Consider the following 13,639-nt stretch of genomic DNA (forward strand, 5'->3'; position numbering starts at 1 on the left):
AACCATCATGTTGCGCCGTCTCGTTCTACTGTCATTCGCGTTATTGCTCGCCGCCTGCTCCAGCAATAACGTCCAGCAGGATTTCGATGCCAGCCGCGATTTTGCCGCCTACCGCAGCTGGGCTTGGCAGGAGCCGGGCCTGCAATACCGCCCGGACGATCCTCGGATCAAGAGCGACCTCACCGAGCAGCGCATTCGCCAGGCTGTCGCCGACCAGCTCGACCAGCGCGGCCTGCGCCCGGCACAAAGCGGTGCACGGCCTGACCTGGGCGTGCGCACCTACCTGATCGTCGAGCAGCGGCAACAACAGATCACCACCAACTACGGCGGTGGCTGGGGGGGTTACTGGGGCGGCTACTGGGGTGGCCCGATGTACAATGAAACCCGCAGTGTCGACTACAAGGTCGCCACCATTCAGGTCGACATGTTCGATGGGCGTGACGGCAAGTTGGTGTGGCGCGGCAGTGCCGAGCAGATCATGAACAACTACCCACCAAGCCCTGAAGAACGCAACAGCGCCATTCACGACACCGTGGCCAAGGTGTTGGCCAATTACCCACCGGGTAGCAAGAAGTAACGTTGAAACGCGGCGTTTGCAGCACCATGGCTCCACTGGACCTGTGGGAGCGGGCGTGCCCGCGAAGCAGGCGCCGCGGTGAATGGCACGGGCTGCGCCCGTGTTCGCGGGCATGCCCGCTCCCACAGGTTGCAAGCAAGGGTGCCAGCTACGACAAAATCCATTCCAGCCACGTCTTTTTGCCGTTCCCGCCCACTCCCCCGCAGGTTCCCGTCTATCTTCACTTAAGGAAACCTGACTGACCGGGTAGAAGTGTTCAACATTTGGGAAAGGCGACCTGCCAATGCAAAGCATTGTTCTCCTGCTGTGGCTTGCCTTGTGCTCCGAACAGGATGTGCGTCAACGCCAGATCTCCAACCTGCTGACCCTGGGCGTGGCTACCTGCGCCCTGGTCTGGTTGTTCGCCACCGGCCACAGCTGGATCGGCGCCGATGCCAGCGAGGCCGGTTGGGCGCTGGCCATCGTCATGCTGCTGACCCTGCCAGGCTACATGCTTGGCCGTTTCGGCGCCGACGACGTCAAGCTGATGGGCGCCCTGGCCCTGGCCACCAGCCCGCAATATGTGCTCGGCACCTTCATCGGCGCTGGCGTCAGTGTGCTGGTGTGGCTGCTTACGCGTCGGCGCCTATGGACGCTGCTCAATCCCAAGGTAAAGAAGCGTTTGCAGGCCCTGACCGAAGAAATGGGCGACAAACAGGCATTCGTCCCCTATGTGTTAGCAGGTTTTCTTCTGACGGCCGTATGGATCCAATGAGCCTTCCAGTGGTCCGATGACTTGTACACGACTTGTACATATTCGCTGAGTGCGACTACTTTTAAGCTGCCAGAGCGTCTGGCACGGGAGCAGGGCCGTATACGAACAGGGAGTTGATCGTGTCCAGACCAGTGAGTGAAGTGAAGGTGTTGGTGGTTGATGACCAACCCGTGATTGTCGAACAACTGTGTGAATTCCTCGAAACCCAGGGCTATGCATGCGTACCGGCCCACTCGACTGACGAAGCCATCGAGCGCTATATGGCAGACCCGACTATCGGGCTGATCATCTGTGACCTGCACATGCCGGAGCGCGATGGCATCGAGCTGGTACAGGCCTTGAAGGAAATCGACGGCAGCCAACGCATGTTCGAAGCCATCATGTTGACCGGGCGTGCCGAGAAACAGGACGTGATCCGCGCGCTACGCGAAGGCTTTGCCGACTACTATCAAAAGCCCATGGACCTCGATGAACTGCTGGCAGGCGTGCGCCGGCAGGAAGAGGCCTTGCTGGAGCGCCAGCGCAACTTACGTGACCTGGGTGGGTTGAACCAGCGCCTGCAGGAGCTGGCCGAGTCGGTGGACGAGCTGTATCAAGACCTGGAAAAAGCCCGTGGCCAAGGCACCCACCGGCGTGCCAGCGATGTGGAGGAAAGCGAAAGCGAGCTGCCAGCGGCGTTCGAGAAGCTGTCGCCACGCCAACTGGAAGTGGCGCGGCTGGTAAGCAAGGGCAAGACCAACTACCAGATCGCCTGTGAACTGGGCATTACCGAGAATACCGTGAAACTTTACGTGTCACAGGTGTTGCGCCTGACGCACATGCACAACCGCACCCAGCTGGCACTGGCACTGACGCCTAGCTCTTCGCCGGTGCATCAGCGGTTTACCACACATTGAGTAGTTTTTTCGAGATTCCTGGCAGCTCTACAGCCCATCGCAACCACTGTGGGAGCGGGCGTGCCCGCGAACACCGGCGCAGCCGGTGCCATATTCCGCGTTGAATGCTTCGCGGGCACGCCCGCTCCCACAGCGCCCGCTCACAATTGAACACCAACTGTCACAGTCAGCCGAGGCCCACGGTCAAGGCTATCCAATGCCACATCCGCCAACGGCTTGGCCACTTCCAGCGCCACATTGAACAAGCGCCCATCCCCCAATCGCACACCAAGCGCCACCGAAGCCAGATGAGCATCCTCCACCGGCCTGCGGTTATGCCAGGCCTGCGCGGTATCCACCACCGCATAAGGCTGAACCAGCGCCAGCCAGCTACCCCGCATGCTGTAGTTCAGCTCGTAAGCCACACCCCAGCCCTTGTCCCCGTCCGCCTGATCACGCGGGTAGCCTCGCCCGAAACTCTGCCCGCCAACCCCCGCACGTTCACTGTCGGGCAACCGGTCATCACTCCAGTACAGCGCCCCAGACACCACGCCCTGCCAGTTATCCAACAACCTGTCGCTCTGCAAGCCAGAAAGCCGCAACCGCAGAAAATCCATATCGTAGTCGGCATCGCTACGCGCCCCCAGGTAATCCAAGCCCTGATAGACCCCTGCACTGACAATCCGCAAACGCCCATGCTCCACCTTGCGCCAGTCACCCTCGAACGACAGCGCGCGCACGTAAGTGTCGTAGTCCCGAGACGATGGCTGCTCGGCCATCCGGTCTTCATCATGCTCACTGACTGCATACAAGTGGCCCTGCACCGCCAGCCACTCATCCGGCCTGACGATCACTGGCTGACGCAGCCCTATCGCATAGCGCTCGCTGTCGCGCTTGCGGGTGATGTCGCGGCCATCGTCAAGGCGTATGCGCGTGCCGGGTTCGCTGCGGTAGCGCGATGCCGACAGCAGCAGCTGGCTGCCGGCGGCATCCAGGTACTGGCTATAGTCCAGGCGCTGGTAATGGACCTGGTCGTCCCCAGGGGGCAGCAGCCAGCTGGCCGTGAGTTGTTCGGCATGACGGGTCTGGGCATTGCTGGTTGCCATCAACAACGCCTGCGCAGTGTCACGGTTGGAATCGACCATCGTCATGGCGGCACCGAACGGTTTGCGCTGCGCATGCAAGGTCAACCGGGCGGCGCCAGTCGAGGCCTGCGCCGTGGCCAGCTCGGCATCCACCACCACTCCAGGCAAGCGCGCAGCCAGGCCCAGATAGCGCTCCAGCGTTTCCCGCGTCAGCGGCCGCTCGGCTTCGAGGCGCGCCAGCAACTGCTGCACATACGCGCTGGCTGGGCCGATGTCACCGTCCACGCGGGAATCACCGATGTAACCTTCGACCAGCACTACGCTGACCCTGCCATCGGCCACATCCTGAGGTGGCAGATAGGCATACGACAGCAAGTAGCCCTCCTGCCGGTAACGCTGGGTCAGGCGCTCGGTGTATCGCTGCAATTCACCCAGCGTGGTTTCGTGCCCGACCAGCGGTTGGTAGTGCTCGCGCAGGTCACTCAGGGGAAACACCGTGCCGCCCTCGAAGCGCACTTTTTGCAGCACCAGCGGTGTTTCCGCCGAGGCCCAGTCGGGCTTGTCGATAGGCGCTGCGACCAACCGTATGTGGGGGCTAAGGGGGCGATAGGCCGCTACCGGCAAATTAGCGCTGGGCAGCCGCCGCTCGTACTCATGGCTATCGAGAAACCCCGGCAACGGCTCGGCGTGGGCCGCAAGCGCCCAGGGCAGCAGTATCAGGGGCACGGCCAGAGGACGCATAGGGCGCTCCATGTTCCCATGGGTTGCGGGGCACCAGCCGGTCACACCCGTCACTTGCAAGCGTAGGTGCTGGCCCCGCTGCCGTCGAACGCCTACTCGCTGACCTGGAACGCCACGCGCGCCGTCTCGCCACTTTCGTCCAGCGCACTGAGCTCGGCCTGCCCGACCTGCGGCAAGCGCAGCAGCAGGCTGTCCTGCCCCTGGGTTTCACCCAGCGGCTGGCCATTGAGGAACCACCAGCGCCGTCCGCCGCCCCCCAAAGCCGATACATGCAATTGCAAGGGCTCACGGCTGGTAGCCGGGCGGCGCAGATTATCGCCGGGGCGCACGCCGACGATCGACAGCGGTGGCGCGCTGGCCGGAAGCTGAGGCGGGCAGGCCGGGTCGATGGCCGGCAGGCGCGCCGCGCGCCGCTCGATGCGCGGTAGCCAAGGCTCCAACGGGGCCGGCCACAGGGCGATGTCACGGGCCTTGGCGCCCGGGCAACTGCCATCCACCCGCAGCCCCTGGTCGTTGACCCATACGCTTTCGTTCAAACCCAGGCCCAGCGGCTGGTCGGCAGCCTGCAAGGTGGGCGGCGTGGTGCCGTCCAGGGTCCAGGCAAAGCGCTGACGACGGCAGTTGGGGTCCTGTTTGCTCATCGGTTGGCCCAACGGCCAACAGATCGCCGCCACGCCGACATTCGCCGGTACCCGCTCCACGGGCACGCTGATACCGCGCTGGCTGTCGCGATTGCTCAGCAGGTCGTGCACCTGCAACATCAGCGGCGCCGCCGAGGCCAGGCCGAACTGCCCGGGCACCGGTGTTCCGTCGGGGCGGCCGATCCATACGCCGATCAGGTAGCGTGGCCCCACGCCAATCGACCAGGCATCGCGAAAGCCATAGCTGGTGCCGGTCTTCCAAGCCAGTTGCGGGCGCTGCACCAGCTCGGCATGCGGGTCGCGGTCGGGCCGCGCCTGGCCACTGAGAATGCGCCGGATGATCCACGCCGCCCCTGGCGACAGCAGGCGGTGCTCCACCAGTGGGTCCTGTGGCTGCAAGCGTACTCGCGCACTGTTGCCCCCCCGTGCCAGTGCCGCGTAACCGCCTACCAGATCTTCCAGCCGGCTGCCGGCGCCGCCGAGGATCAACGACAGGTTGGGCTCGGCAAGCGGCGGCAACATCAGCGGCATGCCCGCCATGCGCAGTTGCGCGGCAAATCGCTTGGGGCCGTAGGCCTCCAGCAATTGCACGGCCGGCAGGTTGAGCGACAGGGCTAGCGCCGAGCTGGCCGACACCGGCCCGCTGAAGCCCATGGAGAAGTTGCCAGGGCGATAATCGCCATAGCGTCGTGGCACATCCTGCAGCAGCGATTCGGAATGGATCAGGCCATCGTCCAGCGCCATGCCGTAAAGAAACGGCTTGAGGGTGGAACCGGGCGAACGCAGCGAGCGCACCATATCGACATGGCCAAAGCGGCGTTCGTCGGCCAAGTCTATCGAGCCCAGGTAGGCGCGCACTGCCATGGTCTGCGCTTCGACCACCAGGATAGCGGCCGAGGTGCGCTCCGGCAGCCGCGCGCGCCAACCAAGCAGCAGGTCTTCGAGGCGCCGCTGAAGCGCAGCATCGAGCGTGGTGCGAATCAACGTTGGGCTGTCGGCGCTGTTCAGGCGCCGGGCCAGCAAGGGTGCCAGGGCCGGCTCCTGGCGTGGCGCCAGCACCAGTGGCTCCTCGGCCGCCTCGCGAATTTGCTGCACAGGCCACACCTGGTATTCGGCCAGGCGCTGCAACACCTTGTCCCGGGCGCGCTGGGCACGTTCGGGGTGGCGGTCCGGGCGCAGCCGGCTGGGTGCCTGGGGCAGCACCGCCAGCAGCGCCGCTTCGGCGGGTGTCAGGTGCAGCGGCGATTTGCCCAGGTAAGCCCAGCTGGCAGCGGCCACACCCTGCAAGGTGCCGCCGAAGGGCGCACGGTTCAGGTAGATCTGCAGGATTTCGCGCTTGGACAAGTGCCATTCCAGCTGCGCCGTACGCCACAGCTGGCGCAGTTTGCCAACCAGTGTGCGGTCGTGCGGGTCGAGCAGTCGCGCGACCTGCATCGACAACGTGCTGCCGCCCGACACCACGCGCCCGCCGCGCAGGTTCAGCCAGGCAGCGCGGGCCAAGGCCAGCGGGTTGACCCCAGGGTGGCTGTAGAACCAGCGGTCCTCATACGTCAGCAAGGCCTGCAGGTACAGCGGCGAAACCTGTTCGGGGCTGACCGGGTAGCGCCACACGCCATCAGCGTCGGCAAAGCGCCACAACGGCGTGCCGTCCTCGGCCAGCACTACCCGCGCCAGGTCGTCGCCCGGCATGGGCAGCGGCCAGATACGGTCAGCCAGCCACAACAGGCCGCACAGCACCAGCACGCCGACCAGCGTGGCACGCAACAACCTACCCGCTCGGCGGCGTGGCCGCGCTAAGCTTGGCATCGGGAACCGACCTGGCCAGGTAATGGCCAAAGGCTTTGGGACGGCAACCTCGCCGATTCGTTCATCAGGAAGCAACTATGCATGTAGAAGGTTTTTTCGAGTGGCTGGGCCAGGCACTGGGGTCGCTGATCCGCTTCATCGTCGACGCATTGAGCGGGCTGTTCAACCTGTTGGCCAATGCCGGTGGCAATTTCATTGACGGCCTGGCGCGCACCTTGGGCATGGACACCTCGCTGCTCAGCATCCTGGCCCTGATCATCGGTCTGATGCTGCTGTACTCGGCAATCCGCGCGTTCATGCGCGCCTCGATCATCCTCGGGATCATCTGGCTGGTGCTGGGGTTGTGGGTAATGAGCTGGGTAATCCACTAAAAGCCGCAGCGGCTTGACCTTGTAGGAGCAGCCTTGTGCTGCGAAGAGGCCGGTACAGGCAGCACTGATTCCAATGTGCTTACTGACCTCTTCGCAGCACAAGGCTGCTCCTACAAGATTGGCGTGATGCCTTAGCGGGCTTTTACAGTCATTTCACCTTGCCCATCGCCCACGGCCTGCAGGTTCGGCCGGTACATCGACTCGACCTGCGGCGGCGGCACGCGGTAGGTGCCTGGGGTCACCGCACGTGCCAGGTACAGCAGGTGGGTGGTGCCGTAGCCGTCGAGCTTGAGCGCGGCAACATAACGGTCATCACGGTATTCCTGATGCACCACGCTGGCGTTCTGCATCGACTCGCGCCATTCCTTCACCGCACTGCTGGCGTTGTCCAGGCTGGCGGCGCTTTGCGCCAGGTTCTGGTTTTCCAGCTCCAGGCCGGCGGGCAGCAAGTCCACTACCAGCGCATCCGGCACACGGTCTTCAGCCTTGAGCGCCAGGTGCACCAGCACCAGGTCGCCACTGCGCAGGTTGTGCAGGTCCAGCGGCTGGCCATTCATGCCCAGGTACTCTCGGCGAATCTGCAAGCCGTTGCCACCAGCAGCAGGCGCCTGGCGTGGGTAGCCCGACAAGGTCAGCTGCTGGTACAGCGTCTCGCTACCTTCGTTCTGCACGCTCAGCGGCGATGCCAGTAGCGGGCCTTCCAGCTTCATACCGGCCTCGGCATTGTTGAACTCACGCACTTCGCCCGCGCTGTCCAGGCGTGCCTGCCACTTGCCTTCCGGCTTGCCCAGCAGGCCACGGCCGGCGAGGAACAGTGCGTTGCGCTCCTGGGTCGACAGCCAACGGTTGGCCGCCAGCTCATCCGACAAGGCGAACAGGCGCTGATCGACCTGGCTGCTGGCCAGGTTGCTTTCCTGCAGCAGCGCCAGGATCAGCGCCTGGTCACGCAGGGCGCTGCCATAATCGGCCAGCCAGCCTTTGCCACGGCTGATGCCCAGGCCCGCCTGCAGGGCTTGCTCGGCACGTGGTTTGTCGCCCATTTTGTCCAGCGCCACCGCCAGTTGTACCAACGGCAGGCCAGAGCGCGCATCGGCTCGGCGCTCGAATAGACCCCGCAGGGCACCCAACGGCGCCTGCTGGCTGCGCGACAGCACCAACGCTGCATAGGCCTGAACGGCAAAGCGGGTGTGGTCGGCGTTTTCGCTGTAGTCGACTTCGATCAGGTTGCGTTCCTGCAGGTAGCGCAGCAACCGCTCGCTGGCCTTCTTAAGCGCTTCGGCCGGCACGCCGTAACCTTGGTCGCGGGCGCGCAACAGGAAGTCAGTGACGTAGGCGGTCAGCCAGTACTCTTCTTCGCTGTCCGAACTCCACAGGCCAAAACTGCCGTTGTAGCGCTGCATGCCCAGCAGGTGCTCGATACCCATTTCGATCTTGCGCTTGCGCACCTCTGCCGGCTCACCCTTGATGCCCAGGCGCTTCAGGCTCTCGGCATCGGCGTACAGCGAGGGGTACAGGCCGCTGGTGGTCTGTTCAAGGCAGCCGTAGGGGTAGGCTTCCAACGCACGAATCTGCTCGGCCAGGTTCAGCGGCGGCCGGCTCGACAAGGCCAGGCTGGCTTCCAGACCGGCGGGTTCGAAGGCTGCCAGGTCTGCTTCGGGCAGGGTCCAGGGTTGGTCCTTCAAGGCCACACGGTAGTGCTTGAGCATCGCCGGGTAAGCCGGGCGCACGCCCAGCGTCCACTCACGCTCGAACGCCGTGGTCGGCTCGTTCGGTAACTGCAGGCCGGTGACACGCACATGCACCTTGCCCTGCCCCAGCCCACCTTGGGCCTGCACCGGAATCATCAGCGTCGAGCGTTGGCCTTCGGCCAAGTCCACGTTCTGCACGGCGTTGGCCGCCAGGCTCAGTTGCCCTTCGGTGCTGATTTCAACATTCAGCTGCTGGGCACGGCCCGACAGATTGGCCAGATCCAGCGCCAGGCTGGTACGGTCGCCACCCGCCAGGAAGCGCGGTGCCGACAGCTCGGCAATCAACGGCGCAGCGACCACCGTCTTGCCTTCGGCCATGCCAAAGTGCTCCTCGGTCCAGGCTTGGGCCATCAGCCGCAGCTCGCCGTTGAAGTCGGGGATATCGACCGTGGCCTGGCCCTCACCCTTGTCGTCCAGCGTCACCGGCAGGCTCTGCTGGGCGACGATGGTGACCGTGGTGTTGGGGCGCTTGCCGCCCTTGGCCATTGCCGCGTCGCCACCAAATGCCAGGCTGGCCAGACGGCCTTGGCCGGCTTCGATCAACTGGCCGTAGATGTCCAATTGGTCGGCACCGTAGGCCTTGCGCCCGAACAGGCTGGCGAACGGGTCGGGGGTTTTGAAGTCGGTGATGTTGAGGATGCCGACGTCCACCGCCGACAGCAGCACATGCACCTGCTTGGGCACGCTGCCGTCGGCATTGGCGGCTTTCACCTTCACCGTCAGCGGCTGTTTCGGGCGCATTTTTTCCGGTGCCTGTAGGCTCAACGCAAGCTTGCGCTCGGCACGGTCCAGCGGCAGGTGCAACACACCCACTGCGCGCTTGGGCGTGGCGTTGGCCTTGCGCTCTCCGGGGCGAATCACCAGCGCGCTGATGTACAGGTCGTGGCGGGCCCAGGCCTTGTCCAGTTGCACGTCAAAGGTCTTGCCCTCGGCGGGCACCTCGATCTCCTGCCACCACAGCGGGCCATCGCTGGACTCGATCATCAGGTAGCCGCTGCCCGCGGCAGGCGGGGTAACCGTAACCTTGGCCGTAGCACCATCGGCGTAGGACGGCTTGTCCAGGGCCAGCTTGACCTGGTCCGGGCGTACAGCGCCGCCTTCGGCGTTGTCCTGGGCGCGATAGCCGGCCCAGAAGCGCTCGCTGGACACCAGGCCGGTCTGCGGGTCTTCGACCTCGACACGGTACGGGCCCCATTCAACCTGGAAGCTCAGTTTGGCCGTGGAGCCGGCCTTGACGCTCACGGTCTCTTCACGCTGGGTGAGGAACTTCTCGTTGTAGGCGTAGCTCCAGCCATCGCTCTGCGAGTAGTTCCAGTAATAGTCGCGACGCTCGCGAATCAGCCGTACCTTGAGGTCGTTTGCCGCCAGTTTGTTGCCGTCGCGGTCGGCCACCAGGAATTCGAATTCCACCGGCCCGTCACTGTCGGTTTCCTCGCCATCGAACAGGCCACGCAGGCCCGGCAGGCGCTCGCCCGGCCAAATCGGTTGCTCCAGGCGCCGGGTGATCGGCCGGCCGCCGGATTCCTGCAGGCTGGCCTGTACGGTCAGTTGCAGCGGCGAGCGGGCTTCGGCCCAGCGGCTTTCGATATCGACCACCGCCTTGCCGGCCTGGTCGAGGGTGACTTCGTCCAGCTCCAGGTCCTGGTTCAGCTCGGTTTCGGTAACCGAACCGAACTGATAGCCAGGCAATGCCGGGACTGCCTCACGCAGCGGACGCACATAGGCCTGGCCACTCAGCCGGTTGCCAGCAGCCGGGGCACCATAGAGGTAACGGCCAGTGACCTGGATGCGCGCATCCTCATCCGGCGCCAGCGGCTTGCTGCTGCCCTTCAGCTCCAGCGCCAGGCGCTCGGGCAGGAAGTCTTCGACGAGGAATTCATAAACCTGCTTGCGCCCACCGCCCAGGTCGAGCAACAGCTGCCAACGGCCGGTCGGGGCCTCGGTGGCAAGCTGCAACTGGTACTGGTACAGGCCATTGGCATCGGCTTCCCAGACGAACTTGCGGCTGACCTGTTCATCCGGGCGGCGCACCTCCACGCTCACCGGCTGGGCCTTGACCGGCTTGCCGTCCTGGTCTCGCAGCAGGCCATTGAGCAGCACCGTTTCACCCGGGCGATACAGGTCGCGCGGGCCGAAAATAAAGAACTGCAACGGGTTGGCTTGCGGCCCGGTGATGTCGAATTCGGCCAGGTCCAGCGCCGCGCTGTTCAGGCGCAGCAGCGTGGTGTGCACACCCTCGGTGGCAATCAGGGTGTCGGCCTTGGGCGTGATGGGCAGTTGCGCGTGGCCCTTGCCATCGGTGGTGGCCTGGGCCAGCAGCTTGCCCTTCTCGTCGTGGATTTCCAGGTTGACGCCATTGAGCGCCTTGCCGCCTTCCAGGGCTTGGGCGAACACGTCGATGCGGTCGCGGTAACGGTGCGCCGAGACGCCAATGTCGCTGAGGGTGAACAGGGTTGCCGGCTGCGAATAGTCGTAGGTACCCGAGGCGCGCATCACGGCCAGGTACACCCCAGGCGCCTGCAGCGGCTTGATGCCGGCGATCGGCAGCAGCACGGTCTCACGGGTATTGCGCGCCGGGTTGAGGTCGAAGCGGCCGCTGTAGACCAGCTCGGCCATGTCCAAGGTTTCCTTGGACTGGTAGTAGTACAGGCTGCTGTTGCGTCCCCAGTTGGCCAGGAAGGCCGAGAGCATTTCTGGCTTCACCCGGAAGAACTCGACGTCGACCTTGTCGACGTTGAGGGCAATCACCGGCAGGCCTTCGGCCAGGCGCGTAGGCAGCAGCGAACCGCGGCTGGCAAAGCCGATGGTCGGTTGCATGTCGCGGGTTTCCAGGCGGGTGATCGACTCGCTGTCCAGCTGCTTGCCATTGACCGCCAGCAGGCCCTTGTCGACGGTCAGCACCAGCTTGCGTTGCGGCTCCAGGTGGCGCAGGCGCAGCTCCATCTGGTTGTCGGAAAGTTCCCAGGCGCCGTCGAGCTTGCCTTTGACAGTGTCGACCAGGTGCACCTTGGTGGCGAAGTCCTGCTTGGCATCCAGCGGTGCCGAGAAGCTGATCGACAGGGTCGCAGCGCCGTCGAGCTGCACTTCGGATACGTCCAGCACCGTGAGCTCACGGCCTTCGTAGCGCTTGGCGAGCACGGCCGGGTCTTCGCGTTTGGGGGCGGGGGTTTCGGCGGGCGCGGTGGCCGCCGGTTTCTCGACCGGCGCCGGTTTGTCCGGCGTGGAGGAGTCACAGGCACTGAGCAACGCCAGCGCGCAGGCCAGCAACAATCCTTTGTTGAACATGGAGTAGGAACTCTTGGGCAGCGTGTACGTGAGGGCAGCAACTATAGCGCAACGTCCGATGCAGCACCCGGAGTTGCGCGCCCAGTGAGACCACGGTCGCGCGAAATGGTTGCCTGGTGGTTACACTGTGGCCTTCGTCAAAGGGGGCCGCTGCGCGCCCCTTCGCGGGCTTGCCCGCTCCCACAGGTTCAGCGCCGGCTGGGCGAGCAATGCTTTCCTGTGGGAGCGGGCAAGCCCGCGAAGGGACGTACAACGGACCCAGACTCCATGGTAAGCAAATGTCCCAACTCTCCGCCGACTGGCGCCACCGCCCCACCCACCACAAGGTCTGGGCGCTGGCCGCGCCGATGATCCTGTCCAACATCTCCGTGCCTCTGGTGGCCCTGGTCGACAGCACGGTCATCGGCCACCTGCCCCACGCCCACCAGCTGGGCGCCGTGGCCGTGGGCGCTACCTTGTTCACCTTCATGGTCGGCCTGATGGGCTTCCTGCGCATGGGCTCCACCGGCTTCGCCGCACAGGCCGCCGGCCGTGGCGACGGCGCAGCGTTGCGCCAGGTGCTGGTACAAGGGCTGCTGTTGGCGGTCGGTTTCGCCCTGATGATCGGCCTGCTGGCCCTGCCGTTCAGCCAGCTGGCACTGCATGCGATGCAACCCAGTGCGGCCCTGCAGCAATCCACCGAAGACTTCTTCCATACCCGCCTGCTTGGCCTGCCTGCGGCGCTGGCCAGCTACGCGCTGGTTGGCTGGTTCCTGGGCACCCAGAACGCCCGGGCGCCGCTGGCCATACTGCTGACCACCAACCTGCTGAACATCGCCTTGAACCTGTGGTTCGTACTAGGCCTGGACTGGGGCGTGCTGGGTTCAGCACGGGCGTCGGTCATTGCTGAATGGAGCGCCGCGCTGCTCGGCCTGGCCCTGACCCGCCCGGCACTGCGAGCCTACCCCGGGCGGATCGCGTGGGCAGCGCTCAAGCGCTGGCAAGCCTGGCGCCCGCTGCTGGCGGTGAACCGCGACATCTTCCTGCGCAGCCTGGCGCTGCAACTGGTGTTCCTGCTGATTACCGTGCAAGGCGCGCGCTTGGGTGAGGCCACGGTGGCGGCCAACGCCCTGCTGCTCAATGGCCTGCTGCTGACGGCCTATGCCCTCGACGGGCTGGCGCATGCGGTCGAGGCCCTGTGCGGGCATGCCATCGGCGCCCGTGACCGCGATACCCTGCGCCGCTCGCTGGTGGTGGCCTGTGGCTGGTCGCTGATTACCAGCCTGGGGTTTGCCGGGTTGTTCCTGTTGGGAGGGCATCTGTTCATCGACCTGCAGACCGACATCGACAGTGTGCGGGTCGCGGCATATCCGTACCTGCCGTACCTGGCGTTGCTGCCATTGATTTCGGTGTGGAGCTACTTGCTGGATGGGTTGTTCATCGGCGCGACGCGGGCGCGGGAGATGCGTAATGCGATGTTGCTGTCGGTAGTGATTGCACTGCCGGTGGCGGTGGGCATGAGCGGGTTCGGCAACCATGGGTTGTGGTTGGCTTTCCTCGGTTTCATGGGATTGCGGGCGGTGACGCTGGGGTGGGTGGGGTGGCGGTTGCAGCAGAAGGGTGAGTGGGTTCGGTGAGGCAAGTAGCCAGTCTTGAGTAATACAGCGCCTGTGAGATCGAGCGCCGCCCGCGCGGCGCTTCGCGGCACAAGGCCGCTCCCACATTTGTTGCAACGTGGCCATGCCTGTGGGAGAGGCGTTGTCAGCCTTGGTGCAAG

The 13,639-nt window shown here is 64.9% G+C and carries 8 protein-coding genes; 5 read left to right on the forward strand and 3 right to left on the reverse strand.

Translation table 11 applies throughout. The features are described from left to right. Positions 1–7: 7 nt before the first annotated feature. From ACNFBR_RS28340 to ACNFBR_RS28350, 3 genes are all read left to right on the forward strand, one after another. A complete protein-coding gene (locus ACNFBR_RS28340) occupies positions 8–577 on the forward strand; it encodes a DUF4136 domain-containing protein (protein WP_416737793.1) in 570 nt (189 codons plus the stop codon). Positions 578–860: 283 nt separating this feature from the next. Then, positions 861–1,331, forward strand: coding sequence for an A24 family peptidase (locus ACNFBR_RS28345; RefSeq protein WP_416737794.1), 471 nt, complete (start codon positions 861–863; stop codon positions 1,329–1,331). A gap of 119 nt (positions 1,332–1,450) precedes the next feature. Continuing rightward, complete coding sequence (locus ACNFBR_RS28350) at positions 1,451–2,227, forward strand: response regulator (protein ID WP_416737795.1); 777 nt, start codon at positions 1,451–1,453, stop codon at positions 2,225–2,227. A gap of 140 nt (positions 2,228–2,367) precedes the next feature. Here ACNFBR_RS28350 and ACNFBR_RS28355 read toward each other — a convergent pair whose 3' ends face one another. Together ACNFBR_RS28355 and pbpC are read right to left on the reverse strand one after the other, a co-directional pair. Further along, entirely contained in the window at positions 2,368–4,032 is a 1,665-nt protein-coding gene (locus ACNFBR_RS28355) for a ShlB/FhaC/HecB family hemolysin secretion/activation protein (protein WP_416737796.1), read from the reverse strand. Between the two features lie 92 nt (positions 4,033–4,124). After that, complete coding sequence (gene pbpC / locus ACNFBR_RS28360) at positions 4,125–6,479, reverse strand: peptidoglycan glycosyltransferase PbpC (RefSeq protein WP_416737797.1); 2,355 nt, start codon at positions 6,477–6,479, stop codon at positions 4,125–4,127. A gap of 77 nt (positions 6,480–6,556) precedes the next feature. Here pbpC and ACNFBR_RS28365 point away from each other — a divergent pair, with 77 nt between their 5' ends. Beyond that, positions 6,557–6,850 (forward strand): hypothetical protein, encoded by a 294-nt coding sequence (locus tag ACNFBR_RS28365; RefSeq protein ID WP_012270337.1) that lies wholly within the window; start codon positions 6,557–6,559, stop codon positions 6,848–6,850. Positions 6,851–6,981: 131 nt separating this feature from the next. Here ACNFBR_RS28365 and ACNFBR_RS28370 read toward each other — a convergent pair whose 3' ends face one another. Continuing rightward, positions 6,982–11,883: an alpha-2-macroglobulin family protein gene (locus tag ACNFBR_RS28370; RefSeq protein WP_416737798.1), complete on the reverse strand. Its 4,902-nt coding sequence runs from the start codon at positions 11,881–11,883 to the stop codon at positions 6,982–6,984. 278 nt (positions 11,884–12,161) lie between these two features. Between ACNFBR_RS28370 and ACNFBR_RS28375 the strand changes: the two genes are divergently transcribed. Next, a complete protein-coding gene (locus tag ACNFBR_RS28375) occupies positions 12,162–13,499 on the forward strand; it encodes an MATE family efflux transporter (RefSeq protein ID WP_416737799.1) in 1,338 nt (445 codons plus the stop codon). Positions 13,500–13,639: the final 140 nt, after the last annotated feature.

Source organism: Pseudomonas sp. NY11955, assembly GCF_048068035.1.
Classification (GTDB): domain Bacteria; phylum Pseudomonadota; class Gammaproteobacteria; order Pseudomonadales; family Pseudomonadaceae; genus Aquipseudomonas.

Excerpts from the sequence above, each read along its gene's own strand:
- ACNFBR_RS28340 (WP_416737793.1), top strand. The coding sequence starts at position 8 with ATGTTGCGCCGTCTCGTTCTACTGTCATTCGCGTTATTGCTCGCCGCC.
- ACNFBR_RS28345 (WP_416737794.1), top strand. The coding sequence starts at position 861 with ATGCAAAGCATTGTTCTCCTGCTGTGGCTTGCCTTGTGCTCCGAACAG.
- ACNFBR_RS28355 (WP_416737796.1), bottom strand. The coding sequence starts at position 4,032 with ATGCGTCCTCTGGCCGTGCCCCTGATACTGCTGCCCTGGGCGCTTGCG.
- pbpC (WP_416737797.1), bottom strand. The coding sequence starts at position 6,479 with ATGCCAAGCTTAGCGCGGCCACGCCGCCGAGCGGGTAGGTTGTTGCGT.
- ACNFBR_RS28365 (WP_012270337.1), top strand. The coding sequence starts at position 6,557 with ATGCATGTAGAAGGTTTTTTCGAGTGGCTGGGCCAGGCACTGGGGTCG.
- ACNFBR_RS28370 (WP_416737798.1), bottom strand. The coding sequence starts at position 11,883 with ATGTTCAACAAAGGATTGTTGCTGGCCTGCGCGCTGGCGTTGCTCAGT.
- ACNFBR_RS28375 (WP_416737799.1), top strand. The coding sequence starts at position 12,162 with ATGTCCCAACTCTCCGCCGACTGGCGCCACCGCCCCACCCACCACAAG.